The organism is Companilactobacillus kedongensis (assembly GCF_003946625.1).
GTDB lineage: Bacteria > Bacillota > Bacilli > Lactobacillales > Lactobacillaceae > Companilactobacillus > Companilactobacillus kedongensis.
Genome location: NZ_RHOR01000005.1, coordinates 57,002 through 82,640 on the forward strand (window position 1 = coordinate 57,002; position 25,639 = coordinate 82,640).

Here is a 25,639-nt window from a genome sequence, read left to right on the forward strand (position 1 = left end):
TAAATTTTAGACATTTCTTAATATAATGCAAAGAAATGAAAAGGCATTTCCTAGTTAACATGAAAATTCAAAAATTCATTGAAAATTTAAATCGGTTACATTTTTGCACTTGTAAAAATATAAACATATGTTAAGGTCAAATTATTCAGATTTAGTGATATAGGGTGAAGTAAATAATGAAAATTGATGTAACTCAGCACCTGACTTTAGGGGCAAAGCGAACACTTAAAGCCTTTCGTATAGCGATGTTTGAAGCTTTAAGTGAAAAAGAATTCGATAAAATAACTGTCAACGACATTTGTAAGAAGAGTGAATATCCACGTGCAACTTTCTATAATTATTTTGACGATAAATACGATCTGCTACAATATTTTTGGTCCTACATTGGAAAAGATATCCTGTCCAAAATTCCAGATGATTCTGACGAAGAAGAAGGAATAATCAGTATTTTCAATTTACTATTGGATTTTTTCTCCAGTCACCAAGATTTAGTCAAAAATGTTATTAAAAATAATGGTGTCGACTCAAATCTCTGGCGCAGCATGTCCGGATATTTACGCCAAGAAGCAAATATTTTAGTCTACAATTACTGTTCAATCAATAAACAGATAACTGTACCAGTTAAATTGTTGGCTCGCTTTTATAGTGATCTGATTATTGCCGTACTCGAATGGTCCTTGTTTGAACAACCTGATATTAATGTTAAGACCGCTGACAAATATCTCGCCTCGCTGTTAAATGGCGACTTTAAGTAAATTGATTGGTCACAAATTTTGTAATAAAATAAACTTGAGAATAATTATGGGGGAAAGTAATTATGTCAACATTATCAACAAACTCTGAAGTAAAAGCTGCAATTGGGGAGCTCATTAAGGAATTAACAAACTATGATAATCAATCACCAGAATTATTAGATATTATCGATGTTTTGGGACAAGTCGAAAAGAAGATAGATAAAAAAAAGCATCCTGAAACATTGGTTATTAGAATGGTAAATTACATTCGTAGCACGGCTATGAAGGGTCAAATTCATTTTCTAAAACCTGAAGAAAGTATCATTATTGATCTTGGTGTCTTTGGTCAAAAAGCTGGTCTTAATGGTCAGTATATGGCTGATTTTTCGGACAAGTCACAATTTTATAGCTTTACAGAACAAATGCCACGTCATAATTAGGTTTTAGGAGTTGTCTCCAGGGCTGAAAATATTAATGTACAGAAAAAAGAGTCGTATCACGTTTAAATTCAGCGTGACACGACTCTTTTTTATCAATTTTTAACTTTAATTTTAGTATGGCTTTTCCATCAACATCCATAGCAACAGGTAAACAATAACACCAGGGAAAACCGGAGTTAATGTCAATAACACATATAGGACACGTCCAATTGCTGGGTCCCAGTCATAATGTTCACACAGACCGGCGATGACGCCGCCAAAAATTTGATTAGTTCTCGATCTTTTGATTGGAATATGCATTATTATCTCCTATTCTGGACTTTCCATTAACATCCATAGAACTAGATACGCAATAATTCCTGGAAGTGGAGTTAAAGCAATGATGACCCATAGTACACGAGCAATTGCGGCATTCCAGCCATAATGTTCTGCGATACCACCGACTACCCCCGCAATAATTTTGTTATTTCTTGATCTCTTAATTGGAATATGCATAAATAATTCCCCCTTTTCTTTATTAATAATATAATAGATTTCGCGCCCTAAGTACATTCATGACGCTTACAAACACCTTACAATTTTGTAAGATGAATTTTTGTTTGCCGTCTCCAGGGATAAGAATATTCAACCATAATAAAAACCCCTTAATTTGAATTTAAAAATCAAATTAGGAGGCTTATTTTGTGTAATTATTTTAAATACCAATCAAGTCGTAAGGACTGAGGATATTTACCAGCTATGACAACGCCGTTATGGCTTTAGCCATTACGGCATCGGGTGAGTTTGGAGACTTGCGAATCTTGCAAGGCTTAAAACCAAGGTGCGAGACCGTGGCTCGGACCGTCCCGCATAGCAGGTGAATATCCTCAGTCCTGGAGACGGCAAACCTAAAACCAAGTTAATGTTCCAACTTACGAACTAGCAAATCACCAATTCCTTGAATAACGAAAACCAATATCAAAATGAAAATCATTGAGACAATAGTTACATCATTTTCAAATCGTTGATAACCAACAGCGATGGCCATATTACCTAAACCACCACCACCAACGGCACCAGCCATGGCAGTTAATCCGATCAAACTAATAGTCGTGAAAGTTCCTGAACGGATCAATTCTGGAAGTCCCTCTTTTAGATAAACTCTAAAGATGATCTTCATTGGTGATAATCCCATTGCTTCTGCAGCTTCGATCACACCATGATCAACTTCAACTAAAGCTAATTGAACTTGTCTAGCGAAGAATGGTGCTGTACCAATGATCAACGGTACTAATGCACCTTTTGGTCCAATCGTTTGACCAACGACTAACTTTGTAAAAGGTCCGATTACGGCTAACAAAATAACGAAAGGAATCGAACGGAACAGGTTAACTAACTTGTCCAAAATATTGTAGAAAGTCTTGTGCGGAGTAATTCCGTCATCAGTTGTTACTACTAGCAAAATACCTAGGATGATACCAAAGATACCAGCGAATATGGCACTGACAAAAGTCATATATAATGTTTGCCAAATGGCAACTACGAAACCATTGTCACCTTCCCAGTTTGCTACAACATTGGGGAGATATGTATTAATAAAATTGGTCACGGTTAAGCCTCCTTACTTTCTGTAATATCGATTTCTTTAACATTAACATTCAAACTGTTCAAATATTTGATTGCTTCACTAACTTTATCATCGTCTCCAGTTAAGGCAAACAACATGATACCAACGGTAGTTCCTTGCAATCTTTCAATATTACTGAAAAGTATATTAGCTTCAACGTCAAACTTCTTATACAAACCAACAACTAATGGTTCATTAGTTACATTACCAATATAGTTCAATTCAACTAAACGACCGGAAATAGAACCGGCAATACCGCTTTCCTTGATCTCATCAAGAACAGAACTGATTTGAGTTGACGTATCGACAAAGTCTTTAGTTAGTTTCTTCTTAGGACTACCAAAGATCGTCAACAAGTCGCCTTCCTCGATCAAAGCCCCATCTTCCATGACAGCTACTCGATTACAAATTTGTTTGATAGCGTCCATTTCGTGGGTAATGATAACGATCGTAATGCCTAATTCTTTATTCAAACGACCCAATAATTTTAGTATTTCAGTTGTTGTCTTAGGATCTAAGGCACTTGTAGCCTCATCAGAAATCAAAATTTCAGGATCACTTGCTAAGGCACGGGCGATCGCAACACGTTGTTTTTGACCACCAGATAATTGTGAAGGGTAATTGTTAGCACGATCATCCAAACCAACCAGCTTCAATAATTTATCCACTTTTTCCTTACGTTCTTGTTTCGATAACTTAGAATCACGCAATGGAAAATCTACATTACCAAAAACAGTCAGCGAACGCATCAAGTTGAAATGCTGGAAGATCATACCAATATTCTTACGTTCTTTACGTAAATCTTTGACACTGAGTTTAGTCAAACTTTTATCGTTAACAATAACTTCACCAGACGTGGGTTTTTGTAACAAGTTGATGACACGTACTAAAGTACTTTTTCCTGCGCCGGAATAACCAATAACACCAAAGATGTCGCCTTTATTTACGTTAATGGATACATTCTTAACAGCTTCGATCGTTTTTCCTTCATTATGGAAAGTAACGTCAATATTTTTAAGCTGTATTATTCCGCCTTTTTCTACCATTAAATTACTCCTCACTTAAATTCTAAGAATTGTGTTAGAACTTGTAGTTCCATGCAGCATACGTTGATCCATTATAAACTTCTTTGATCTTCTTAGCAGTAGCTTCTGTTTGGTAAGCCTTTACAACTTTCTTATATGTCTTGTTGTCTTTGTTTTTCTTTGTTGTAGCAACAATATTTACGTAAGGTTTTGATTCTTTAGTAATCTTTTCCTTATAGATAGCTGAACTTGGTTTCAACTTAGCATCTTGAGCCACATCGTTATTAACAACGGCAATTGCTACATCAGTCAATGAATGTGCTGTTTGTGCTGCGTCTAAAGGTGTGATATCCAAATGTTTAGGATTTTCAGTTACATCCTTAGTAGTAAGAAGTTTTGATGATGAATCCTTAAGTTTGATAAGTCCGGCTTGTTGAAGAACTCTTAATCCACGATCCTCATTAGTTGAATCACTTGGAATGGCAACTTTAGCACCGTCTTTTAATTCACTGATACTTTTCAATGACTTAGAATAAACTCTCAATGGTGCGATGTATGTATCACCGATTGAAACGATATCACCTTTATTAGCTTTGTTCCAATCATTCATGAAGTGATAGTTTTGGAAGGCATTGACGTCTAGTTCGCCTGATTCCAAAGCTTTGTTTGGAGTGTTGTAATCATTAAATTCAACAATCTTTAGTGTAATACCTTGTTTCTTTAGTTTGCTGACGATTGGTTTCCAAACGCGATCATCTGATCCGTAGATACCAATTTTGACTGTCTTGTTAGCTGAATCTTTTTGTTGTCCACAACCTACTAATGCAAAAATTGAGAAAAATGAAATGGCTAGTAATAAAACCTTAGTTAGTTTATTTAACTTCTTCATATTAAAATCCCCCTATTTAAGATCATTATTCCAAGCTGGAATTGCGCTTCCTCCATAAACCTTCTTGATCTCTTTAGCAACGGCTTTAGATTGGAATGCCTTTACAACTTTTTTATAATCTTTGTTATCTTTATCTTTTTTATTTGCGGCAATGATATTGATCCATGGTTTAGATTTAGCATTGACCTTTTCTGTATAAATTGCTTTATTAGGATCTAACTTAGCATCACTAGCAACGTTTCCGTTAACAATGGCTACGTCTACATCATCTAGTGAACGAGCTGTTTGTGCTGCATCTAACGGTGTAAATTTGAGATTCAACTTGTTTTCTTTAATGTTCTTAGTTGAAGGCATCTTTACACTGTCATCTAACTTGATAATACCGGCTGATTCTAGTAATTGTAGTGCACGACCTTCATTAGAAGCATCGTTTGGAATAGCAACTTTAGCGCCATTCTTTAATTGGTTCAAATTAGTTATCTTGTGTGAAAAGGCGGCCATTGGTTGAATAACGGTATCGCCAATTGGAACGATGTCTGTGTGATGTGACTTGTTCCAAGAATTTAGGAAATATCTGTGCTGATAAGCATTCATATCGATCTCGCCCTGGGCCAGTGCTGTATTTGGTTGATTGTAATCACTGAACTCAACGACTTTAAGATTGATTCCTTCCTTCTTAACTTTCTTTTTAACAACTTTCCAAATCTCTGTATCAGAGTTATTAATTCCCACTTTAACAGTTGTATCCTTATTCTGATTGCCACAACCTGCTAATACGAAAACAAATACTGCTGTGAAAACCAATAACAAAACTTTCTTAAACTTCATCTTCTTATCCCCACCCATACTGTCATTATTATTAATAAACCATTAACAGAAACAAAAAAGCCGCTCCTGTAAAACATCATTCGATGTTTTTAGAAGCGACTGATCGCGGTACCATTCTAATTCAAAATAAGCTTGCACCTATTTTCTCCACAACACACGGAAATAATCTATGTGCGTGTACTGTAAAGGGTACCAACCATTACGTCTTTATCCGTTAGGACTCAGAGTACCAATCACAGGTCATTTTCATTTAAGTTATTCGTCCTCTTCTCAACAGCTGAGGCTTTCTGTGCAAATAACTATAAATTACTTCCCCTGATCTCTTTGTTTGAAGTTATTGATTTATTAATCGTTGACAAGATAATACAATCTACGGATTAAAATGTCAACTCATTTATTAGAAATAATTATCCTAAAATAGATATGTTATATATGTTAACGATATATTTAATGAGTGATTGTATTGGTATATCAGCATTATCATCCCATGATCGTAAATTAGATTTTACACATTTTCAGATTGAGATAATCTTAGTTTATTAAAATAAAAATAAAAAATAGAACTACGCATATATTGTGAACTCTTTTGAATCGGACATATCGAAGTTGTCTTCGATATCACTTAAGCTGAATCCTCCTTGATCAAATCCATCACCGACTGACATAATCCACTGACTATTTTTTATAGTTCCATAAAATTGACCGTCTGCTTTTATAACTACGAAAGCATAAATATATGTTTTGGCATCTGGTATATTCACCCTAGCTAAATAAAATGTTGCGGCGGCTGGAACACTTTGATTAATTCGTAAGAAAAATTTATAAGACTTTTCAGATTCGTTATACATCAAGGTTGCCTTAGCCCTAGTAAAACCACCAACTCCTCTAATGGAAAAATCACCAGTCCTTGATGAACACTCCTTAAATTTATTTAACGCTTTTTTAGCTTCTTTATTTTTCTTAATTACTGCTGGATCAGGTCCGGTTGGAGTCGAAGATGTAGTTTCACTGCTTGAACAAGCAGTTGTCACTAACATCAACAACAAAACCATTACTATTCCCCAAACCTTTTTCTTCATCATTATCCCCTTTAAACATTATTTTTTCAGAGTTAACTTATCATCCTTTTCAGCCTTCTTATTGTCATAAGAATAAACAATCTGAGCTGTCTTGTTCTGATCAGATAATCTGACTTTGACACCTGTCACATAATTCTTATAGTTATCGTAAACATCATCTCGATCGATGACTAAATCATGTCCATCTTTTGAATAATAAACCGTTCTAAAATCAGGGTCATCATCATATGGATCTGCAAAGTTAACTGACATTTCATCCTTACTTAAAATTTCAACTTCATATCGAGGCTGATCTTTTGCGTAATACTCATTACCAACAATATTTGCACGATTCAAAATTATTTGAGTTTTTGCTCCTACAAATAATGCTAAGATAATCACCGAAGTTACAGTCTTTCTTTCATTCGGCTGTCCATCCATTGCCCCTATTACCATTAAAACTATGAATGCCAGTATTACCCACATCCCTATCGTATAAACCCAATACATACTTTGTTCTCCCGTTGATTTTAGTCAAAAAAAAATTATGTTAATTTTCATAACATAGTTTTTTTGGAATTAAGGCTGATAATACATTGATCCACCAATATTAGGATTGATACTATATAGTCTTCTATAAGTTCCCCCAATATCTTCACCGGCATAATTAGAAATAGTAAATTCTTCTCTAACCTTATCATCAGGGATTGATTCCAAAGCATCCCAATCACATCCAAACCAATTGTACATATCATCACGAATATCTTCTACAGTAGTATCATCGTAGTCTCCGATTGGTCTGAATCCATAGACTTGTTCAACATTTCCTAATTTACCTGATACATCAACTAAATCTCCGACCATCCAGCCGTGTGTTGAAACTTGATAATAAACTAGACCTGTATCTGATTGAACAATTCTACCAACTTTGTAAACCATACCTGGTGCTGCAATATCATCGACCTTTTGAGTTTGATCATCGAAAACTGGTGACCCCCATGGCAAAGTAACTTTTACTCGTACATCACTATTATTCTTCTGATTATTATCAGGTTGAGTTGGAGTAGTTGGTGTTGATGGTGCTTCATAACTAACGTCACTACCCTTAACAAACTCGTTAGTGGAAACCTGATACATTACTTCTCCATTTAAATTAATCGTTTCGCCAACTTGCCAAGGTGTATTTCTTTGCAAAGCTCTATTACGGACCATATCTCCATTTCTGGTGTACATAAGAGTTATGCCATATGTATGTACAACTCCACTGGCTGACACATTGGTCGTATTGTTAATGATCCCGAATGCAGTAGCAGCCATTGTTCCTGTAAAAATACTTAATAAAATACGCTTTTTATTCATTCTTGATTGCTCCCCTTGTTAAAATATTTAATTAAATACTATATCCACTGCCTAAAAGAGTATTATTTTACTTTTAAAGGTCAAAAAAAAGCTAGTATATTCTATTCAAAATACTCCCCCCCTCAATTATGCTTTGCTAAGAACTAAACTGAGGTGTTTATATGACCAATGAAGACAGTCCTATGATTCAAATAGGTATAATAATACGTGTAAAACGTAGAGCATTAAATTTAACTATCGAACAATTAGCAGAAAAGGCTGATGTCAGTGAAAGTCTTGTTTCCCAAATGGAACGTGGCGTTAACAAAAACATTTCGCTAAAGAAACTAGATCAAATACTAACTGCTCTCAATCTAAAGATGTCTACCATCTTTACTGAATCAGCCGATAATGGTATTCATTACTTAGAACTCATCAATTATCTAGCAACATTTCCCACTGATAAAAGAGATGAACTAGCAGAGAAAATCTTATCGTTGCTTAGTTTTATGGACAGAACATAGAAACTCTTCGGAGTTTCTTTTTTTGTTTAGTAATTAGACGGATTAAATGGTTTACCATCAGAAATATCTGTATTCAAAGGTTGCGAGATAGTTGAATATGAGTCCTGTTTTCCATCGGAGTATTCAACACTACCATCGTAGTGTATCGTAGCTGCTAAATATGAATCGGCCTCTTGACCGCTAGTACTTTGTACATAGAATCCACCACTAACTGGATTTGCGACAAAATCATCCCTTGCTTCCATGCCCCACATATGTTTAAATAACGCAACCGCCTGACTAGGAGTATTAATAATATTAGCTGAGGCACTACTATTCTGTGTATTACTCTGTTGGCTACTATTATCGGTCTCCGTAGAAGTATCAGTAGTAGTTGATTCGTCAGTAGTACTTGGTTCATCACTATCTACAGCTTGTTTCTTATTAAACTTTTTAGCTACACTACTATTTAGATTATTCGACTTAGCACCTTTATCACTGGTTGAATTATAGATATAAGCTAATCGATAACTCTTGTTCAAATAATAATAGGCTCCTTGACCATCAATAACATCTTTGGATACATTCTCAAAGATTTGTTTGACGGTCTTTTTTTGTCCAGCTTTAAGTGTAACCGTATCTTTCTTACTTGAAGTTACCTTGGCATTTTCATCATATGGATTCAACATGAAAAATTTCGATAAAATTAATTTAATATCTTTAGTGCTATTATTCTTCATTGTCATATCAATGATATAGCTCGTATCACTGCTACTTGTTGAGTCATCCTCTACTGCTTTAAAAGTAAAATCAAGATTTTCTCGATCTGACTTAGATAAATCTTGATAATAGGTTGTTTGTTCCTGTTCAGTATCAGACTTTGTCGCAGTTTTTTTAGTCTGATTTGAGCAAGCGGTCGCTAGTATCATAAGCATAATGGCCGTAATTATTCCCCAGAATTTTTTCTTCACGGTTGCTCTACCCCCTTGTTTTCAAATACTACTTTACTACTGAAAGCGGATTATTAATAGACTTTTTATGTAAAATAATACATATTTTGCAATTTAATAAGGATTATGGTACCTAACAAAACATAAAAAAAGAACCCCTTACGGAGTTCTCCTTAAATTTATCTATTAAACAATTTCAACAGAGGCTGTTGTAACACCATATGAAGGAATTGATGAACTTGGCATAGCAACGTCTAATTGTTGTGAGTTGCTATTAGCAAATGTACCTGTATCATTAACTGTTCTGTACATTACTGTACCGTCAGACAATGTGATCTTCAATTGTGTTCCCTTAGGGAATACTGAAAGGTTAGCAGCAACACCGCTATAACCCATATTTGAACCTAATACGGCTGGATCATAGAAACTGATCTTGAATGTTCCCTTTGAAGTACCAGTTGTTGCTGATGTTGAACTTGTGCTTGATTGTGTTGTTGCGGCTGTATTTGTTGTGTCAGTTGTTGCTTGTGTTGCAGTTGTAGTTGCTGCATTATTTGTTGTTTGTGCTGTTGTATCTGTTGATGTTGTATTTGATGTAGCTGATGGTAAAGTAATTGTTTCACCAGGGAAAATTAAATCAAATCCACCGACATCTTTATTGTTAGCTTGTTCTAGAGCTGAAACGGAAATACCATTTTCGGCGGCGATACTCTTGTATGAATCACCTGCTTCAACTTTAACATGTGAACCGTCAACAGTAGTTGCGGCGTCAACTGTATTTGATGTTGCTCCAATTGCTGTTAATGCTACTGAACTTAATAGTACGATAGATAATAATTTTTTCATAAATGTATTTACATCCTTATATTTAGAATTCGTTGCTTATCAACTTAACGATACCTATACTAACAGCCCAATGTTACATAGCCACCAACACAGGGTTACAATTTCAATCGTTTTTGTAACCTTAGTAATATTTCTGCAACAACAATTGCTGTAACCACTGGTATGAAAGCAATCGTATTTATTGTCTGGACTTATATACTATGGTATATTTTTAAGTATGACGAATAAAAAAATAAGAATTATCACGAAAATCTTCATCATGCTCATTGCTCTGGAGCTGATAGCCTTCAGTTTGAACATGTTTTTTGAACCAAATAAAGTTGCCGCAGGCGGTGCGACCGGAATTGCTATCTTGTTATACGAAGGTTGGTCGATTCCCACTGCAATATCTGTTTTCATTATCAACATCATCATGCTTATCTTCTCTTATTTCCATTTAGACAAAATGACAACTATTAAATTGATCTTCGGTAGTTTCATGTTGCCAGTCTTGTTATATCTCACTCCGGTTTACAATATCATCCCCGGGAATAGACTGATTGCTATAATAGTAGGAAGTGTAATTTTTGGAATCGGAGTGGCGATACTTTATACACTCGATATGTCCAGTGGTGGTACAACCGTTCCACCGATGATCATTCACAAGAACTTTGGAATTGATAAATATATCAGTCTGTTCGTGATCGACGGACTAGTCTGTTTTGGTAATATCGCCTTAACAGGATTTCCATCATTCTTCTTAGCTCTGATGTCGGTAGGGATTTCCAGTGCCGCAATCAAACTAGTTACTGTAATTGAAGACAAGTATGCTGATGCTTAATAATGAATAAAGGAGCTGATCAAATGATCGGCTCCTTTTTATTTCTACTATATTAATCGTTATCTATAATAACTTGACCAATGTCACGACTCTTCATTACATAATCGTGTGCTTCTCTAATTTCATCAAGTTTAAATACTTTTGCAATAGGGATCTTTAAGTCATGCTTTTGAATCAATTCAAACATCTCATCGATCCATGCTTGATTAACGTCAGTTGAATCAAAGCAAGTCAGATACTTACCAGCTAAGGTGAAGGGGTTAAAATTCTCAACGATCCATTCACCAGCCAGTAATCCGATCAGCGAAACAACTCCACCTTGATTGAGATGCATAATTGAATTAGTCAGCGTAACTGTTCCTACCATATCAATGATTCCATCAAATTTATCGTCAGTCTTTAACTTATTATCAGAATCAATAACAACATCATCAGCTCCACAGTCGAGTAACGCTTGGGTCATCTTTTCACGTCTGGTTGTAGCAGTCACTTTAAGACCCATTGTCTTAGCCAACTGAATCGTAGCCAAGCCAACAGCACTGGTACCTCCACGTACTAATAACGTCTGTCCTGACTTTAATGAAAGAGACTTTAGCGAACCAAAAGCTGTATAAAAGTTTTCAGGGTATTGAGCAAGTGTTATCCAATCACCCTTATAATCAACTGGATACAGGTTGTCATCAGACACCAACGCATATTCTTGGTAACTTCCATCTACTTCACGACCAAATCCACCCATCATTGTGATAACTTTTTGACCGACTTTTAATTTACTATTATCTGAAGCTTGAGATATTTCACCGACAGCTTCTACCCCAATGACACGCGGAAATTTAACTGAAGGTGATCCGCCCCCACGAGTCAATACTTCATATCTATGAGCACCAAATGCATGGATGCGCATTACTGAATGATTTGCATCGGCCTTAGGGATAGGTCTCTCCACAATATTCATCACACTAGAATCTCCTGGTTTATCAATTACAACTGCTCGCATAATATTTCTCCTTTAGTCTTTCATTTGCTTCATCAATAAACTTAGTATAATGTGTAACGTAACGTTACAGTCAAGTATTCAATTGGAGATATTTTATGTTAACTATAAAAAAATTTGCCGACTTATCCGGTACTACTCGCCGTACTTTAATATTCTACGACCAAAAAGATTTATTTAAACCTAAGAAGGTCTTGGATAACGGCTATCGATATTACGACTATGATCAACTCTATGAAGTCACTTTTATCTTAGAACTACGCCGATTAGGACTTTCTATATCTGAGATCAAGTCGTTAAATCAAAATTCAAATGGCGACTCTTTAAATGATAATCTGAAAAATATTTTAGATCAGATCAACCAGCGAATGGATAATCTAACTATCCTAAAAGAAACACTCAATACTAGGTTCGATCAGGACGACAACCAAGAGCCTATCAGTAAAAACCATCCCTTTATTGAATCATGTAAATCTGGTCTGTTCTGCCGTTCTAGGCAATCCGTAGCCTGTACTGAGGAAGAAATTGCCGAAATATACGCCGACTTTTACAGTCAACTGGGCAAATTGAAACTAGTGAACAAACAGGATTCTGGTTTTCTCACCCAATTACCTAAGAGTGATGCTAACCTCTATCCCACAGCTTCATTTTGCATCCTCAAGAAGGTTTCCGCTCGGACAGACACTGGAGACCTGCCCCTAATTAAGAAACCTGAAGGTAAGTTCGTTTCGGTCGACACAACTAACGATACTAAAAACATCTGTATTTCCTTACAAATATTAGATGAATATATTACTAAGAATAACATCAAGATCACTGATGATCTCTGGCAAATGAATCTGGATGAAAATTTTACTAGTAAAGCCGCTTCTAATTTAGTTCGCTTACAATATCAAATTCAAAAATAATCTGCGTAACCGTGGAACAAAACATAACTTTTTCCACTTAAAACAAATGGCCCAAGTAATCAAAAAAAGATTACTTGGGCCATTTGCCTTAATGCTCGAAAGTTGAACATGTTTCGTCCCACTCTTTTTTAAGCTTCTTTACCTGTATTAACTTCATAGTTCCATTTGACCATACCACCTACGATATTAACAACATCATAGCCTCTGGCTGTTAACTTCTTAGCAGATTTAACGCTGTTAACACCTGAATGGCACATGATATACGTTTTACCCTTAGGTTCAAAGTGCTTGATGGTCTTGTAAGGAACATTGATAGCCCCAGGAATGTGTCCAGCTTCGTATTCTTCAGGAAAACGAACGTCGATCACATTGGGATGTTCTGGTAATAATTTATGAAAGTCATCGATCGAGATATTATCTATTTTTGTAAAAATTGACATTTTAAAAACCCCTTTTGATTGATTTTCTTATCTTAAATACTAGTAACAAGTTAATTAAAGCTACAACACTAAAACACATTAAGTCGTAATAATAGAGTGGATCTGTTCTTCCGATGTGCAAAATACCGAAGGTAGATAATCCAGTTATCAAAACGATCCAGAGTTCCATAAGATATGGAAACACTTTTTTAGGTCGGTTATTTCTTGTAAGTTCAATAAAGCAAACTACCACAGCTATCATTAAAGCCCAAAAGATCCAACGAGTGATACTGACTGGGTAATTCTCATTCATGAACAATATTTGTCTCATAAAGCCCAGATGTGTATCGTAGAGCTCTTGAAATTCAGTTGGTAACCACAATAGTACGACTTGCAAAACCATAGCCAAACCATACAAAAATCCACTTACTATTTTTTTCATACAAACACCTTAATATTTATTTAATGTCGTAACCAACATTGAATTTAGTTTTGCTAAATCTTTGATCTCAGTTAACACTTTGGCTTGTCTCTTATCAGGGAGGTCAGTTTCTTCGATCAAACCTGTTTCCATATCAGCCGCACTAGTCCTTAGTCTTGTATTCTTGAAGACAAATTCTTCAGGATCAAGTAAAGAAAAGGCTGTGATACCGTCCCAATTAATAAAACCGTCGACATCCCAAATACCCTTGGTATAGTCGATCCAGTCTTTAACGACCTTCTTTAACCAAATAAACTTTTCTTCATCAGAATCCTTAATGGCAGCTAGGTCGTCATAACTGAATAAAGCTCCGGCAATATATTGGCCACTGGCAACAGTTAATTTAGCATTGCTGTTAACTACTGCGTGTGCAGCTTTATCAGAAATTGAAAAATTCAATTCAGTAACGGCTGTTTTGTTGATATACATTTGACCAAAGCGTCCGCCCATTACGACGATCTCTTTGACCAAATCAAAGAAGTCTGGTTCGATCTCTGCTGCTTCTAATAAATTATTCAAACTTCCGGTAGCAAGAATCGTGACTTCATTAGGATCATTCTTAACAGTTTGAGCTAAAAACTCAGCTGCTGATGAATGTGTCTCATTAGTGTCATATTTCTCTTTACCCTGATAGGTTTTCACATCGAGTGAAAAGAGCTCTTTAAGTTTATTAGTCTGTTGAACTACTTGTTCAACCGTTCCGTTACCAAAGGTCAACGTGACTCCCAGTAATTCCACATTAGCCTGTTGATAGAGATAGAGCAAGGTCAAACCGTCATCGACATCTTTGCCATGCAGTCCGATCGTATTGTCACAATCATAGATTAATTTCATTAATTTTCCTTTATAAACTCGATATTTTTATCTAAATCAGCTTTAAAGTCTACATCTAATAACTTAGGTAATAATTTGACTGTTTTACCGTCATCTTGCAAAAGTTTGATAGTAGTATCCAATACACTAGCTGTACTCCAAGAAATATCAGCGTCCAAAAATTCTTCGACTGACAATTGACCGGCACCAAACATGTAATAACCTCCATCATATGATGGCCCTAAGACAACATCATGATCAAGCAGTGCGTTCTTGGCATCAGCAATTGCACTCGGTGTAAGTTGTGGGATATCACTACCAGTCAGAATGACTCGTTTGTATCCTTGATTTTGCACAGCTTCGATAGCTTTACTCATTTTGAGACCCAAACTTCCATCTACTTGTGGAAAACAATGAATCCAATCTGGTACGTTATCCAAAAATTCAGCTATAACTGCATCATCATGCCCTTGATAAGCTAAAAAGATATCAGTTGAAGTCTTAACTTGTTGGCTAACTTGGAATAATTTATCCAGCATTAGGCTTTGGATATTTGAGGCCTCAATAGCTGAAAGATCAGGTTCCAATCTCGTCTTAACGTATCCGGCTTCTGGTATTTTAGAAAAAATGATGTATGCATCTTCGATCAAAGGATCACCCCGTATTTTTGTAGTAATGGTAAAGCAAAATCTGGTTTCAAGTACATTTGACAGCGATTATATATCTCTTCATTTTGAATCGGCTTGTCATCGTAAGTGCTAATAAGCATCCCACACCATGACAAGGCGCGCAACAACAAGAATGGCATATAAATCCTGATATTCTCTTCGATTTTATCCAGAGGTTGTTTCGTCAAAGCCGCATATTCCGTCAAAAATCCTGTTATCTGTTCCTCTGATAATTTTTCATCAGTCCGCCACAATGTTGTCGTATCAGACATAAATTGTGTTAAATCTTGGACGGCATTGCTGATAACTGGCTTTTCCCAGTCGATCAAATATCCATAATCAGATGTTATCAAAAAATTATTAGAATTGACTTCAGTATTGACTAAACATTCCTTTTGACCGATGAAATGGTCATCAGCATTATGACTCTGACACCAATCATAAAGGTCAGTCAAAATCTTGGCACTCTCTGGCGCAAGTTTTTGATTCTCCTTGATCGGTTTTAACAACTCCCAAGCTTCATGCAAACGATCGGAACAAATACTATTTTCAACTATTAGCTGATCGTAAGCAGAATCCTCCAATTTCAAATTGTGGATCGAAGCAAATATCTGTGCTGCTCGGCTCAGGTCACGATGATAAACAAGCGGCTCCCCCGGTAAAAATTTCTCCATCAAAATATCATGATCAAAAAAACTTTCGGAATCATCTAACCAAAGTGGCTCAGGTGTATGACGACTAGGCTCGAGGATCTTTAGTGCTTGATACTCGTAACGAGCCTGTTGTTTTACATTGATCTGTGAACCGTAATTGATCCTAAAGATAACTTTTTGATCATTTGTATCTACGATCAAAAAGTTACGATTATATTCACCTTGTGCTAAAAAAGAAATATCTTTTAAATCAGCTAAATCTAGTTTCTTTAAAATATCATTCTGATCGAGATAGGTTTGAATTTTTTGTAAAATTTCTTGTGCCACTTTATCCTCTCCTGTAATACATTCTCTTCAGAATTTCTGGATTGACACCCATTCTATAAAAGAATCTTATTTTTTGCATTCTAAAAAATGTTTTAAAATGTCCTTCATTTTGATACTTACGCGCACTAGTCATGATCGGTAAATTGAATTGCGTAAAATCAACATGTAATTTACTCAAACTGCGACTGAATTCATAATCTTCCATCAATGGCAACACGGGAAACCCGCCTGCCTTTTGATAGACTTTCTTATTCACGAACAGCCCCTGATCACCGAAAATGAGTTTTAAATATTTGGCCCTGATGTTTGAGCTAAAAGCTAAAACTTTAAAAAATAGTGCCGAATCGTCAAAATGAATTCTGAAAAATCCAATCTGAGCGGTTGTCTTCTTTAACAAGTTTAATGGAGACCCCTTGATGAAGTGAGAATCCGCATGTAAGAATAACAACTTGTCAGTTTGAGCATTCTTGGCTCCTAAACGTAACTGAAACCCTCGATTAGCTTTGCTATTTAGGTAAGTTACATTATCGGGTAACCAATTCGGACGAGCTCTATTTTCTCCGTCGGCGATTATTATTTCGACACCAACCGGTTGCCAGCTCTGTATTTCACTTAGAATTTTCTTTAGAGAATCATCATCATGAAAAGTTGGAATAATTATTGTTAACCACATTTAAAACACCACTGGTAATTTCGAAAAATAAAATTGATATATTTTATTTTCGCCAACACTTTCTGAAGCTAAGTCACAATAAACAGTTCTTTGATCAATTTCAATCGTGATACGCTCCAAATTATTGCCCATCCATTTCTTCTCGAGAATATTTCCCTTAAAAGCTGGATATTCGGTTTTATTCAATTGTAATTGTCCAGAAAAGGGTAAATATAACACTCCTTTATCTGTTACAGGTCTGACTTTTCCTGAATAAACAGGTGAAACAAAATCATCTTTTGACAAACTTCCCTCAATAAAATTAGCTTGCCCCAAAAATTTTGCTACTGCCAAATTCTGTGGATTACTTTCCAATTGTTTTGGAGCATCCACTTGCATGATCTGTCCGTCGATCAATATAGCTACCTTATTAGATAACATATATGCTTCAGTTTTGTAATGGGTCACAAAGACGATCGTCAATTGAAATTTACGCTGCAATTCTTTAACAAAATCGAGCATTTCAATTCTTAAAGCCTCATCTAAACTAGAAAAAGGTTCATCCATCAACAATAACTTTGGGTTTAAGATCAAGGCACGTGCCAAGGCCACCCGCTGTTGTTGTCCCCCAGACAATTCATCAGGATAACGATCGATCAATTCTGATATTCCCATTGTTTCCATAATATCTTTAGCTCGTTGTTTCAATTCTGAACTATTGGTTTTTTTGACTTTGAGTCCGAATGTTATATTTTTAAACACAGTCATATGTGGAAAAAGACGATAGTCTTGGAATACCATGATACCCTTTTCCACTTGACCAGCTTCATTCAAGAATTTACCGTCCGTTGGACGATCTATCCCTGCCAAAATATTTAACAAAGTTGTTTTTCCACTTCCAGAAGGACCCAGAATGGCAAAAATACTGTTTTCGTCAATTGTTAAATTGATTCCGTGCAGTATATGAGTATTTCCTTTTTGTTGGGAAATATTATCTAAATGATACATTAAGCCGGCTTCCTTCCTTTATGTGTGACCCAAATGTCGATCAAATATAGAGGTATCAGCGTTACCAACATGAATGTTATTCCATAAACTGCGGCAATTCGATACTTACCTTCAGTTGTAAAAGGAAACATTCGTACTGACAAGGTTATATAATTACCGTCACCGATCAAAAGTGTTCCTAAATATTGAGTCATCGAAACGATGTAACTCATCATGACTGCACCTTGCAGACCATTTTTATTCAGTGGAATCGTCACTTTGAAGAATGTTTGTAACGGCGTTGCACCTAAATTACGACTGGCCACCTCATATTTGTCTTTCCATAATATTAAATTATCATATAAAAGTTTAATTGCATACGGTAAACAGAACAAAGTATGCGCACTTACCACACCAAAGAAGCTGCCGTTCAAGCCGTATTTGATCATAATAAAATCCATATTTGTCAATACGGCAATACCAGGTATTATCATCGGTAGATAAACCAAGATATTCAGTAATTTCTTACCTCTAAAGTCATAGTATGATAACGCCATTGCGGTAGGATATGCGATCAGAATCGTCAACACGACTGTTCCAACTGCAAGTTCCATACTAGCTAACAATGACGATTGAATTTCTGTATTAGTTACTAGAAAACGGAAATAATATCCCCAATCGACCCACTTGGGCCACAATGATGGATAATTCCACGTTTTACTGATAGCCAACATAAAGATCACAAACAGCGGCATTAATACTAAAACAGCAAATAATAAATAGACTAATAACTTTAAAACTTTTTTATATGCCACCTGTATGACCTCCTGGTAAATGTTTACTCAACCACAATACCGATCCGGCAAAAATAATTGAGAAAACAGATAATATCAAGTTCAGACTCATGATCATAGGTAACTGCGTATAATCCCCCTGAACATAGAGGTCATAAATATATACTGGCAACATTTCTTTGGTTTGATTACCTAATAAATAAGGTACCTCATATGAACCAAAGTTGAATGAGAAATTAATAATAAAAGCATTAACGATTGCCGGCATCAATAGTGGTAAAGATACATTCCAAAACGCTTGCCATTTTGTTGCTCCCAGATTATCGGCAACGATTCGGTAACGATTGTCCATTTGTCGCAAAACCAAAACTAATGAAACGATAACAAAAGGAACCTCCTTCCATAAATACGTCAGGATAATTCCTATTTGCCACTGATCGTTCAATAGTAGTGGAAAACTATTATAAGAATGTATAATGCCAATTCTGGTCAACAAACTTGATACTAGACCCGTCTGACTGAGCAACTGAATCAAGGCCAACACGATAAAAATATGTGGCAACATAACTGGCAATTGAGCAAGTTTAAAGAAGGGCTTAGTAAATGGATTATCATTTCTTTTAAAAAGAAATGCCAATACCGTCCCCATAAAACATGCCATACCAGCGCTAAATAGAGCAAAGACGAATGTTCTAAAGAAAATTTTTAGAAATACTTTGTCATTTAATGCATCAGTATAGTAATGCAAACTTAACTTTTCCATACCCATCAGTGGATAATATCCAAAACTGGTTATTAAAGACTTTAATATGGCGCTGAAAAAGAAGAATAACATAAACAGACAAAACGGACTTAGTAACAAAATAAGTTTTCTTTTAGTCAGCATTCAAAACATGTTCTTTCCACAAATCTTCGATAATAGGAATTTTCTTAGCAGAAACTTCTGGAACACGTTTCTTAGATAATTCATCCATTGTCAAAGTATTGTTATCTTTAGCTTGACCATTCATCTTGTTAGTTATACTTGCTGGAACTTTGCTTCCAGAGTATGGAGGAATAGCTGAACCATATTTGGCTTCCATACGATCTGTTTGAGCTTTCTTACTCAACATTGTGTTAATAAGAACAGCTGCTGCTGCTTTATTATCAGATGTTTTTGGAACAGCAAGATAACTGTAGTTACCTACGGTACCTTCATCAAATACAAACGTTTGGGCGTCGTCAGTAAATTTACCATCAGCTCTTTGCGTTGCAGCATACATTTGATTGTACGAGAAAGTCATCGCAATTTGGTGATCAGCAAACATCTTATCCATTTGAGCACTTGTCTTAGGATAAGTCTTACCTTCTTGCCATAAATATGGTTTCAATTCGTTTAGATAATCCAAACTTGGTTTGATAGCCTTGTAAACGCCAGCTTTAGTTGCTGGTGCTTTATTGATAGCATCAAAACCAACTGTTTCATAAATAATATTTCTAATGAAGGCACTACCAGTAAAGTCTGGTGGGGCAACATATGTTAATTTACCAGGATTCTCTTTAGCCCATGAGAGTAATTTATCTGAACTAGTTGGATAGTCCCCGTTAAACATTTGCTTACTACCGATCATAACCAATTGGGCATTTCCAAAAGGAACTTCCATATTGTTGATCTTAGTACCCATATCAGTCTTAGCATCAGGATCATTACCTGAAATATAAGTCTTCATATTTGGGATCAAAGAATTATCTAAGTTACCAGATAGTAATGATAGTTTTTTGGCTGTTAAGAAGTTTTCACCATTGATCCAAACAACATCAATGTTTCCAGACTTCTTATTAGCTTCTTTTTCATTAGTCAATTTCTTAAGAATATCTTCGATATTCATTGGAACACGTTTAACCTTGATACCTTTTTCCTTCATCATTGGAGTAACAACGTCATCAACCCAACGATTCTGTGTATCAGAGCCACCATAACCATAGAAAGTTACAGTTTTACCTTTAGCTTCTTTCAAAGCTGTTTTATAACTAGTTGGCATTTCCGATCCCTTAGAATCGTTACTCTTATTAGAGCAGCCACCTAATACAAACAAAGGAAGTAAAAACGCTAATAATACAATTAGCTTTTTGCCTCGCATAATATCCCCTCACTATATCATCTTTTTGTGTTGTCCAATTTTCTTTGGTATGTATGTTAATAAGAAGAGAATTACGCCAAAAATAGCGAATTTGATCGACAACGACGTCGACAATCCTTCAGTTAGAATATCTGATGCCATATAAGCATAGATAAAACAAGCTGGAAGCATCGTTAAACCCGAAATCGTTGAGAATTTCCAAAATCCCATTGGTGTCAGCGCATAAGCATAGCTTTGCAAAGCATATGGGAAAATTGGAACCAATCTTGTCAAAATTAAGAATGAAAGACCATTCTCATTTACACCATTCATAATCTTATTAAAGGTGGGTTTATCACCATATTTTTTTATTACAGCATCCCTAAGCAAGGTTCTACCCAAAACAAATGAGATACTTGCCCCTACTGTGCTGCCAATAACGGTTAACAGTCCGCCCAAGAATCCACCATAGGCGATTCCGGCAACGATAGCCAATAATCCTCCTGGTAACATAAAGACGGCCGTAATAATACACAATAGAATGAAAGCAAAGTATCCAATAAAACCTTGCTCTTGAAACCAAGTCTGCATCGCCGAAACATTTTGCAGTTCATTGATCAAACCAGTCTCATAAAAGAAGATAATTCCTACGATCATCAAACCGATAAAAATTACTACTTTCTTCATTCCTACACCTCATAATCACAGTCACACTATTAATTATTTGGACATATTTAGTTTTTTGTTTTGTTGTTTATTCATCATTACTTTACGTACGACCAATGAAACTACGATCAAGATAATGAAGGCAATTAAGCCGATAAACATCATCATCTTGCTACCGCCTAAGCTTCCACCAACGAATGAATAAACAATAGTAGCAGGCAACTGACCAATTCCGGTAGCGATCAAGAACTTACCAACCTTCATATCAGTAAAACCAGCACCATAACTAACTTCGTCAAAGGAGACAAATGGTAGTAAACGTAAAATTATGATCGTATAATCACCATACTCATCGAAAAATCCATCCATTTTTGCTAGAGCACGTTTAGTGATTATTTTTTCAGCAAGCGGACGTCCGATACCTCTGGCAATGTAGAAGCACAATAAAGCACCCAACATAGCACTACCCCAGGATAATGCAGCACCAAAGTACCATCCGTATAGATATGCATTAGCGAATGTTAAGACAAACGCTGGAAGTGGAGCTAAAACAGATTGGAAAACCATCAATAGTGTTGAAATTAAAGGTCCCCACATACCAAAGCTGTCAATATAATCTCTGACACCTTTAATATCTAATTTAGCCAATAATGAACTCATTGTATCAATGAAATCCTTATAAGCTGGAATCCAGTAGTAGAAGCCAATCAAAAGTCCTAAGAATACGATCGTCAAAACTAAACTGATCTTGCTTTGAGTAGTTAGTTTATTGATTTTATCCCCAGATTCGATTTTAGCAATTGGATGTCTTCTGCTATCCACGTATAAAGCAATTAACCAAATAATCAATATGGCAAAAATTATTCCAGAAGTAGCCCCAAACGACCACTGTGCGTGGAATAACTCACGAACCGTTGCTCCCAGAACAACAATTAATGGTTGCCATCTATATGTCATTAATAGTAATAGAAATGTGACGACTGTAATACCCAGTGTTTCCGGGAATCTAAAGATTGCCCAGTTTTGTTGCAGATGTTTACCATAATACATGTAACAAAGATAAACAATTATCGCCACGATAGGTATTATCCACCCTAAAGGAATACGCATTTGTAACCAAGTGGATTTCCAAGCCATTAAAGAACAAAGAATACCTATGACGACTCCGTTATAGAGAATCCGTAACCTTGTCATCTAATTATCCCCTCTTTATTTAACTTGCATAATAACTTTAACTTGTTTGCCATCCTTTGGTAGAACACTTGATTTACCAGTGAAATGTTCACCATATGAGAATCCATATTTAGCACCTGAAACAGTACCTACAGGACAACTATCGAAACATAGAACACAACCAGTCTTCATCTTGTTGTTTGTTGCCATATTTCCACCAAATCTAAAGTTTAAATTCTTAACATTCTTACCATTTACTTGAACAGCTTTTTCAGCTCTCATTTTCTTACCATTAATTACGAAATAAACGTTGATCTTTGAACCCTTAACTTTAGTTCCAGCCTTTGATTGTTTTGTTAAGTTGTCACCAGGTTTTGCGCCAACCTTCTTTAAATCTTTATAAACAGTCTTTGGTTGAACATCAGTCTTCAAAAGTGATTTGTTACCATTTGTTCCATCAACATTAACGATAACGTGACGTGTATTTTGTGTGAAGTAAGTTCCATTAACTGTTGTTAGCATAGTAACAGTCTTATTCTTTTTACTATATTGAACAGGATTGTCCTTTGTTAACTTAGCTGCTTGAGTAGTAACACTTGTTGCGGCAAAAATTCCGAATACTAATAATAAACTAGCAAAGAAACTAATTAAAAGACTTTTTTTCTTCATTTGAATGCGCCCCTAATCAAAATTTTATTTTAGAATTTTAACATCTTTTGAACGTGGATCTCCTACTTGAACTTGATACTTAGATGGGTTCTTCTTGTGAGCTTTGTCCCATGCGAACCAGCCACCATCGTATACATGAACGTTCTTCCAGCCAGCTTGGTATGTAATAAAGAAGGCTGTAGTTGCACGCCAACCAGTACCACAATAGAAATCAATGTTACTGTCGGACTTGATGCCCCATTTTTCCCATGTTGGGGCTAGATCTGAAGCTGATTTAACAGTACCATCTTTGTTAACTAAGTAAGCTACATCGGCACTTGTCTTACTTGACTTAGCGTAAACCGCACCTTTTGGTTCACCCTTGTCTTTGATGTATGAGTAACCACTAGTCTTACCAGTGAATTCTTTCCATGAACGAGTACTTGCTAAAATAACATTAGGATCTTCTTTTTGTTGTTTCTTGAAATCAGCAGGTGTCTTGATTTCATATTTGGCGTTTGCAGGATTCTTGTCGCCAAAGTCTTTAGCTGCAGTAACTTTCTTAGCTGCACCTTTTTGTACTTTATAATTGCTCTTAGTCCAACCTTTGTATCCACCGTCAACGATCTTGATATTATCAACACCGGCAGTGAATGCTGCAAAGGCAACTCTTGAAGCAGCATTGACGTCTGTTGAGTAGACGATCAATGTTGTTTTACTTGTAACACCGTTCTTTAATAGAAGCTTTTGGATCTTACTTGTTGATAGAAGATTCCATTGGTTTGCTTCTGATTCAACAGAGTTAGTATTAATATGACGAGCACCAGGAACGTGGCCCTTCTTAAAAGTCTTGTCATTACCATATGATGCTTCAAAGACTTTATAATCCTTAACATCTGTCTTTCCGTTAATTACTTTGTTTGTCCATTTAGGACTAACGAATACTCTTGGACCGTCAGTTTGTTCTGTGTCATCATGTGATGCAATTGCATCAGCACTAACATTAGTTGTGTGCAATGCAGCAGCCAAACCAACACCAGCCAAGAGCACTGTTGCTGTTACGAAAAGTTTTTTGAACTTTTTCATAGCCATTCCCCCAATTTTTTTAAGTACATTACAAATAGAAAAAATTCACAAAAATTGCATTAATGTCAAAAATTTGTTCTAAAATTTACCCAGATTCAAACTAAAAAACGTGTTCTTGATTCGCGAACAACCTTTGTTAATTTCTTCATTTGTAGCGCTTCCATTATATCATCTCTAAAAAAATATTAATACACTGTAAGCAAATTAGTTGACAATTTGTCACTTTTGAACACTCTAAGTGAACAGGTTTCCAGCTTCTTTTAACAAATCCGACATTCCGATAAACATGGGTAATTAGAAAAAGATTTTACAATTCACATTCTGTATTAAACGACTGAACAAAAAAACGATACCGAAGTATCGTTTATAAATTTACTCATTATAGTTGCTAGTATAGTTATCTCTTGGTGACATTTGTTTAATGGTCTCAGCTTGATAAAGATCCTCACCTAAATGATTCTCTGCGGTCTCGTCATATAGGTAAACTGAAGTGATTCCAATTTCAGTATTATCGACTCTGATATAAGTCGTCTCGCCATTTTTCCAAAGATAAGTCATTCCCAAACCGTCCACATAGTTGGATGTGACCATAGCACCCTCGTTTCTTTGAAGTGTCTGCACGTCAATTTGACCAAAGGCAACAGCACTACGTTTTATGTAAGTTTGCTTTTCCTTTTCAGTCATATCATCAGTTGGATCTATTGATTTCTTTTTAGTTTTTTTATGAGATTTTGTTTTTTTCTTTGCCGTCTTAGTTGTTTTTTCAGTATGAGTTTTAGATGTGGCTTCGTTATTATTTGAATTGCATCCCCCAATGACTACTAAAACGAACACAGTTATTAGTATCGTTAACCATTGCAATAGGCTCTTCTTATTCCCCATGCTTCTTACCTCTCATAACATGGTCAGCGTGCTCCAAAGTTTCATTAATGACATCCAGAATATGCGGATCACTTAATTGGTAATAATTTGATTTACCTTTTTTTTGAGCACTAACCAGTTGGTATTTTCTCAAAAGTGCCAATTGATGTGAAATTGCCGATTGTTCTATCCCAAGCAAATCAACAATTTCACTAACATTCATTTCTTTTTGTTCCAGAATATTCAGCATTTGCAGCCTAACTGGATTATTTAATATCTTCATAATTTTTTGTGATTCTTCCAATAACCTTGGTTCGATCAATTTAATATCGTCCAAAATGGTCTCTCCTATATATGTTGAACTTTTCATATG

The 25,639-nt window shown here is 35.7% G+C and carries 33 protein-coding genes; 5 read left to right on the forward strand and 28 right to left on the reverse strand.

What is annotated here, in order from left to right:
- Window positions 1-176 precede the first annotated feature (176 nt).
- Together EKM60_RS04640 and EKM60_RS04645 are read left to right on the forward strand one after the other, a co-directional pair.
- Window positions 177-755: a TetR/AcrR family transcriptional regulator gene (locus EKM60_RS04640; protein WP_125712928.1), complete on the forward strand. Its 579-nt coding sequence runs from the start codon at window positions 177-179 to the stop codon at window positions 753-755.
- A gap of 62 nt (window positions 756-817) precedes the next feature.
- Window positions 818-1,174 (forward strand): bacteriocin immunity protein, encoded by a 357-nt coding sequence (locus EKM60_RS04645; RefSeq protein ID WP_125712930.1) that lies wholly within the window; start codon window positions 818-820, stop codon window positions 1,172-1,174.
- A 111-nt stretch (window positions 1,175-1,285) separates the two neighbouring features.
- Here EKM60_RS04645 and EKM60_RS04650 read toward each other — a convergent pair whose 3' ends face one another.
- From EKM60_RS04650 to EKM60_RS04690, 9 genes are all read right to left on the reverse strand, one after another.
- Window positions 1,286-1,474 carry a PspC domain-containing protein gene (locus tag EKM60_RS04650; RefSeq protein ID WP_125712936.1) on the reverse strand — a complete coding sequence of 63 codons (189 nt, stop codon included), beginning with the start codon at window positions 1,472-1,474 and terminating at the stop codon, window positions 1,286-1,288.
- 9 nt (window positions 1,475-1,483) lie between these two features.
- Window positions 1,484-1,669 carry a PspC domain-containing protein gene (locus EKM60_RS04655; RefSeq protein WP_125712938.1) on the reverse strand — a complete coding sequence of 62 codons (186 nt, stop codon included), beginning with the start codon at window positions 1,667-1,669 and terminating at the stop codon, window positions 1,484-1,486.
- A 403-nt stretch (window positions 1,670-2,072) separates the two neighbouring features.
- Window positions 2,073-2,762 (reverse strand): methionine ABC transporter permease, encoded by a 690-nt coding sequence (locus EKM60_RS04660; protein WP_125712940.1) that lies wholly within the window; start codon window positions 2,760-2,762, stop codon window positions 2,073-2,075.
- Window positions 2,763-2,764: 2 nt separating this feature from the next.
- Window positions 2,765-3,826: a methionine ABC transporter ATP-binding protein gene (locus tag EKM60_RS04665; RefSeq protein ID WP_125712942.1), complete on the reverse strand. Its 1,062-nt coding sequence runs from the start codon at window positions 3,824-3,826 to the stop codon at window positions 2,765-2,767.
- Window positions 3,827-3,860: 34 nt separating this feature from the next.
- On the reverse strand, window positions 3,861-4,694 hold the full coding sequence (locus EKM60_RS04670) for a MetQ/NlpA family ABC transporter substrate-binding protein (RefSeq protein ID WP_125712944.1): 834 nt from the start codon (window positions 4,692-4,694) through the stop codon (window positions 3,861-3,863).
- A 12-nt stretch (window positions 4,695-4,706) separates the two neighbouring features.
- Window positions 4,707-5,522, reverse strand: a complete 816-nt coding sequence (locus EKM60_RS04675) for a MetQ/NlpA family ABC transporter substrate-binding protein (protein ID WP_125712946.1) — start codon at window positions 5,520-5,522, stop codon at window positions 4,707-4,709.
- A 563-nt stretch (window positions 5,523-6,085) separates the two neighbouring features.
- Window positions 6,086-6,604: a hypothetical protein gene (locus EKM60_RS04680; RefSeq protein ID WP_164508317.1), complete on the reverse strand. Its 519-nt coding sequence runs from the start codon at window positions 6,602-6,604 to the stop codon at window positions 6,086-6,088.
- A 15-nt stretch (window positions 6,605-6,619) separates the two neighbouring features.
- Window positions 6,620-7,090 carry a hypothetical protein gene (locus EKM60_RS04685; protein WP_125712950.1) on the reverse strand — a complete coding sequence of 157 codons (471 nt, stop codon included), beginning with the start codon at window positions 7,088-7,090 and terminating at the stop codon, window positions 6,620-6,622.
- 69 nt (window positions 7,091-7,159) lie between these two features.
- Window positions 7,160-7,939, reverse strand: coding sequence for a hypothetical protein (locus EKM60_RS04690; RefSeq protein WP_125712952.1), 780 nt, complete (start codon window positions 7,937-7,939; stop codon window positions 7,160-7,162).
- Window positions 7,940-8,100: 161 nt separating this feature from the next.
- Between EKM60_RS04690 and EKM60_RS04695 the strand changes: the two genes are divergently transcribed.
- Complete coding sequence (locus tag EKM60_RS04695; RefSeq protein ID WP_225426998.1) at window positions 8,101-8,442, forward strand: helix-turn-helix domain-containing protein; 342 nt, start codon at window positions 8,101-8,103, stop codon at window positions 8,440-8,442.
- A 26-nt stretch (window positions 8,443-8,468) separates the two neighbouring features.
- Here EKM60_RS04695 and EKM60_RS04700 read toward each other — a convergent pair whose 3' ends face one another.
- The gene (locus EKM60_RS04700) at window positions 8,469-9,392 is read right to left on the reverse strand and encodes a hypothetical protein (protein WP_125712954.1); all 924 of its coding nucleotides are present in this window, start codon (window positions 9,390-9,392) and stop codon (window positions 8,469-8,471) included.
- A gap of 165 nt (window positions 9,393-9,557) precedes the next feature.
- Window positions 9,558-10,217, reverse strand: coding sequence for a LysM peptidoglycan-binding domain-containing protein (locus EKM60_RS04705; protein WP_125712956.1), 660 nt, complete (start codon window positions 10,215-10,217; stop codon window positions 9,558-9,560).
- 259 nt (window positions 10,218-10,476) lie between these two features.
- On the opposite strand from EKM60_RS04705, the gene EKM60_RS04710 reads away from it, so the two are divergent.
- A complete protein-coding gene (locus EKM60_RS04710; RefSeq protein WP_164508318.1) occupies window positions 10,477-11,037 on the forward strand; it encodes a YitT family protein in 561 nt (186 codons plus the stop codon).
- A gap of 52 nt (window positions 11,038-11,089) precedes the next feature.
- Here EKM60_RS04710 and EKM60_RS04715 read toward each other — a convergent pair whose 3' ends face one another.
- On the reverse strand, window positions 11,090-12,034 hold the full coding sequence (locus EKM60_RS04715) for a zinc-binding dehydrogenase (RefSeq protein ID WP_125712960.1): 945 nt from the start codon (window positions 12,032-12,034) through the stop codon (window positions 11,090-11,092).
- A gap of 95 nt (window positions 12,035-12,129) precedes the next feature.
- Between EKM60_RS04715 and EKM60_RS04720 the strand changes: the two genes are divergently transcribed.
- Window positions 12,130-12,939, forward strand: coding sequence for a MerR family transcriptional regulator (locus tag EKM60_RS04720; protein ID WP_125712962.1), 810 nt, complete (start codon window positions 12,130-12,132; stop codon window positions 12,937-12,939).
- Between the two features lie 128 nt (window positions 12,940-13,067).
- Here the strand turns inward: EKM60_RS04720 and EKM60_RS04725 are convergent, their stop codons facing one another.
- From EKM60_RS04725 to EKM60_RS04800, 16 genes are all read right to left on the reverse strand, one after another.
- Window positions 13,068-13,379, reverse strand: a complete 312-nt coding sequence (locus EKM60_RS04725; protein ID WP_125712964.1) for a rhodanese-like domain-containing protein — start codon at window positions 13,377-13,379, stop codon at window positions 13,068-13,070.
- Between the two features lies 1 nt (window position 13,380).
- The gene (locus EKM60_RS04730) at window positions 13,381-13,800 is read right to left on the reverse strand and encodes a hypothetical protein (RefSeq protein WP_125712966.1); all 420 of its coding nucleotides are present in this window, start codon (window positions 13,798-13,800) and stop codon (window positions 13,381-13,383) included.
- A gap of 9 nt (window positions 13,801-13,809) precedes the next feature.
- Window positions 13,810-14,673 (reverse strand): nucleoside hydrolase, encoded by an 864-nt coding sequence (locus tag EKM60_RS04735; protein WP_125712968.1) that lies wholly within the window; start codon window positions 14,671-14,673, stop codon window positions 13,810-13,812.
- The gene (locus EKM60_RS04740; RefSeq protein WP_164508319.1) at window positions 14,673-15,302 is read right to left on the reverse strand and encodes a TIGR04282 family arsenosugar biosynthesis glycosyltransferase; all 630 of its coding nucleotides are present in this window, start codon (window positions 15,300-15,302) and stop codon (window positions 14,673-14,675) included. Before EKM60_RS04740 ends, EKM60_RS04735 begins: the two co-directional genes overlap by 1 nt.
- Window positions 15,299-16,300: an aminoglycoside phosphotransferase family protein gene (locus EKM60_RS04745; protein ID WP_125712972.1), complete on the reverse strand. Its 1,002-nt coding sequence runs from the start codon at window positions 16,298-16,300 to the stop codon at window positions 15,299-15,301. Before EKM60_RS04745 ends, EKM60_RS04740 begins: the two co-directional genes overlap by 4 nt.
- 1 nt (window position 16,301) lies before the next feature.
- Window positions 16,302-16,973, reverse strand: a complete 672-nt coding sequence (locus EKM60_RS04750) for a TIGR04283 family arsenosugar biosynthesis glycosyltransferase (RefSeq protein WP_125712974.1) — start codon at window positions 16,971-16,973, stop codon at window positions 16,302-16,304.
- Entirely contained in the window at window positions 16,974-17,960 is a 987-nt protein-coding gene (locus tag EKM60_RS04755) for an ABC transporter ATP-binding protein (protein WP_125712976.1), read from the reverse strand.
- Window positions 17,960-18,754, reverse strand: a complete 795-nt coding sequence (locus tag EKM60_RS04760) for an ABC transporter permease (protein ID WP_125712978.1) — start codon at window positions 18,752-18,754, stop codon at window positions 17,960-17,962. The genes EKM60_RS04755 and EKM60_RS04760 overlap by 1 nt, the downstream gene beginning before the upstream one ends.
- On the reverse strand, window positions 18,744-19,619 hold the full coding sequence (locus EKM60_RS04765; protein WP_164508320.1) for an ABC transporter permease: 876 nt from the start codon (window positions 19,617-19,619) through the stop codon (window positions 18,744-18,746). The genes EKM60_RS04760 and EKM60_RS04765 overlap by 11 nt, the downstream gene beginning before the upstream one ends.
- Complete coding sequence (locus EKM60_RS04770) at window positions 19,609-20,853, reverse strand: ABC transporter substrate-binding protein (protein ID WP_125712980.1); 1,245 nt, start codon at window positions 20,851-20,853, stop codon at window positions 19,609-19,611. The genes EKM60_RS04765 and EKM60_RS04770 overlap by 11 nt, the downstream gene beginning before the upstream one ends.
- Before the next feature lie 12 nt (window positions 20,854-20,865).
- Window positions 20,866-21,519: a TVP38/TMEM64 family protein gene (locus EKM60_RS04775; protein WP_125712982.1), complete on the reverse strand. Its 654-nt coding sequence runs from the start codon at window positions 21,517-21,519 to the stop codon at window positions 20,866-20,868.
- A 33-nt stretch (window positions 21,520-21,552) separates the two neighbouring features.
- Window positions 21,553-22,692 carry a TVP38/TMEM64 family protein gene (locus EKM60_RS04780; protein ID WP_225426999.1) on the reverse strand — a complete coding sequence of 380 codons (1,140 nt, stop codon included), beginning with the start codon at window positions 22,690-22,692 and terminating at the stop codon, window positions 21,553-21,555.
- 15 nt (window positions 22,693-22,707) lie between these two features.
- Complete coding sequence (locus tag EKM60_RS04785) at window positions 22,708-23,340, reverse strand: YdjY domain-containing protein (protein ID WP_125712984.1); 633 nt, start codon at window positions 23,338-23,340, stop codon at window positions 22,708-22,710.
- A gap of 24 nt (window positions 23,341-23,364) precedes the next feature.
- Complete coding sequence (locus EKM60_RS04790) at window positions 23,365-24,405, reverse strand: sulfurtransferase (protein WP_125712986.1); 1,041 nt, start codon at window positions 24,403-24,405, stop codon at window positions 23,365-23,367.
- A gap of 372 nt (window positions 24,406-24,777) precedes the next feature.
- Window positions 24,778-25,287, reverse strand: coding sequence for a hypothetical protein (locus EKM60_RS04795; RefSeq protein ID WP_125712988.1), 510 nt, complete (start codon window positions 25,285-25,287; stop codon window positions 24,778-24,780).
- Entirely contained in the window at window positions 25,277-25,636 is a 360-nt protein-coding gene (locus EKM60_RS04800; RefSeq protein ID WP_125712990.1) for an ArsR/SmtB family transcription factor, read from the reverse strand. Before EKM60_RS04800 ends, EKM60_RS04795 begins: the two co-directional genes overlap by 11 nt.
- Window positions 25,637-25,639: the final 3 nt, after the last annotated feature.

Excerpts from the sequence above, each read along its gene's own strand:
- EKM60_RS04765 (WP_164508320.1), bottom strand. The coding sequence starts at position 19,619 with ATGCTGACTAAAAGAAAACTTATTTTGTTACTAAGTCCGTTTTGTCTG.
- EKM60_RS04685 (WP_125712950.1), bottom strand. The coding sequence starts at position 7,090 with ATGTATTGGGTTTATACGATAGGGATGTGGGTAATACTGGCATTCATA.
- EKM60_RS04735 (WP_125712968.1), bottom strand. The coding sequence starts at position 14,673 with ATGAAATTAATCTATGATTGTGACAATACGATCGGACTGCATGGCAAA.
- EKM60_RS04690 (WP_125712952.1), bottom strand. The coding sequence starts at position 7,939 with ATGAATAAAAAGCGTATTTTATTAAGTATTTTTACAGGAACAATGGCT.
- EKM60_RS04710 (WP_164508318.1), top strand. The coding sequence starts at position 10,477 with ATGCTCATTGCTCTGGAGCTGATAGCCTTCAGTTTGAACATGTTTTTT.
- EKM60_RS04655 (WP_125712938.1), bottom strand. The coding sequence starts at position 1,669 with ATGCATATTCCAATTAAGAGATCAAGAAATAACAAAATTATTGCGGGG.
- EKM60_RS04695 (WP_225426998.1), top strand. The coding sequence starts at position 8,101 with ATGACCAATGAAGACAGTCCTATGATTCAAATAGGTATAATAATACGT.
- EKM60_RS04680 (WP_164508317.1), bottom strand. The coding sequence starts at position 6,604 with ATGATGAAGAAAAAGGTTTGGGGAATAGTAATGGTTTTGTTGTTGATG.
- EKM60_RS04790 (WP_125712986.1), bottom strand. The coding sequence starts at position 24,405 with ATGAAAAAGTTCAAAAAACTTTTCGTAACAGCAACAGTGCTCTTGGCT.
- EKM60_RS04705 (WP_125712956.1), bottom strand. The coding sequence starts at position 10,217 with ATGAAAAAATTATTATCTATCGTACTATTAAGTTCAGTAGCATTAACA.
- EKM60_RS04730 (WP_125712966.1), bottom strand. The coding sequence starts at position 13,800 with ATGAAAAAAATAGTAAGTGGATTTTTGTATGGTTTGGCTATGGTTTTG.
- EKM60_RS04715 (WP_125712960.1), bottom strand. The coding sequence starts at position 12,034 with ATGCGAGCAGTTGTAATTGATAAACCAGGAGATTCTAGTGTGATGAAT.
- EKM60_RS04755 (WP_125712976.1), bottom strand. The coding sequence starts at position 17,960 with ATGTATCATTTAGATAATATTTCCCAACAAAAAGGAAATACTCATATA.
- EKM60_RS04665 (WP_125712942.1), bottom strand. The coding sequence starts at position 3,826 with ATGGTAGAAAAAGGCGGAATAATACAGCTTAAAAATATTGACGTTACT.
- EKM60_RS04795 (WP_125712988.1), bottom strand. The coding sequence starts at position 25,287 with ATGGGGAATAAGAAGAGCCTATTGCAATGGTTAACGATACTAATAACT.
- EKM60_RS04780 (WP_225426999.1), bottom strand. The coding sequence starts at position 22,692 with ATGACAAGGTTACGGATTCTCTATAACGGAGTCGTCATAGGTATTCTT.
- EKM60_RS04650 (WP_125712936.1), bottom strand. The coding sequence starts at position 1,474 with ATGCATATTCCAATCAAAAGATCGAGAACTAATCAAATTTTTGGCGGC.
- EKM60_RS04645 (WP_125712930.1), top strand. The coding sequence starts at position 818 with ATGTCAACATTATCAACAAACTCTGAAGTAAAAGCTGCAATTGGGGAG.
- EKM60_RS04640 (WP_125712928.1), top strand. The coding sequence starts at position 177 with ATGAAAATTGATGTAACTCAGCACCTGACTTTAGGGGCAAAGCGAACA.
- EKM60_RS04720 (WP_125712962.1), top strand. The coding sequence starts at position 12,130 with ATGTTAACTATAAAAAAATTTGCCGACTTATCCGGTACTACTCGCCGT.
- EKM60_RS04725 (WP_125712964.1), bottom strand. The coding sequence starts at position 13,379 with ATGTCAATTTTTACAAAAATAGATAATATCTCGATCGATGACTTTCAT.
- EKM60_RS04785 (WP_125712984.1), bottom strand. The coding sequence starts at position 23,340 with ATGAAGAAAAAAAGTCTTTTAATTAGTTTCTTTGCTAGTTTATTATTA.
- EKM60_RS04770 (WP_125712980.1), bottom strand. The coding sequence starts at position 20,853 with ATGCGAGGCAAAAAGCTAATTGTATTATTAGCGTTTTTACTTCCTTTG.
- EKM60_RS04800 (WP_125712990.1), bottom strand. The coding sequence starts at position 25,636 with ATGAAAAGTTCAACATATATAGGAGAGACCATTTTGGACGATATTAAA.
- EKM60_RS04670 (WP_125712944.1), bottom strand. The coding sequence starts at position 4,694 with ATGAAGAAGTTAAATAAACTAACTAAGGTTTTATTACTAGCCATTTCA.
- EKM60_RS04750 (WP_125712974.1), bottom strand. The coding sequence starts at position 16,973 with ATGTGGTTAACAATAATTATTCCAACTTTTCATGATGATGATTCTCTA.
- EKM60_RS04775 (WP_125712982.1), bottom strand. The coding sequence starts at position 21,519 with ATGAAGAAAGTAGTAATTTTTATCGGTTTGATGATCGTAGGAATTATC.
- EKM60_RS04675 (WP_125712946.1), bottom strand. The coding sequence starts at position 5,522 with ATGAAGTTTAAGAAAGTTTTGTTATTGGTTTTCACAGCAGTATTTGTT.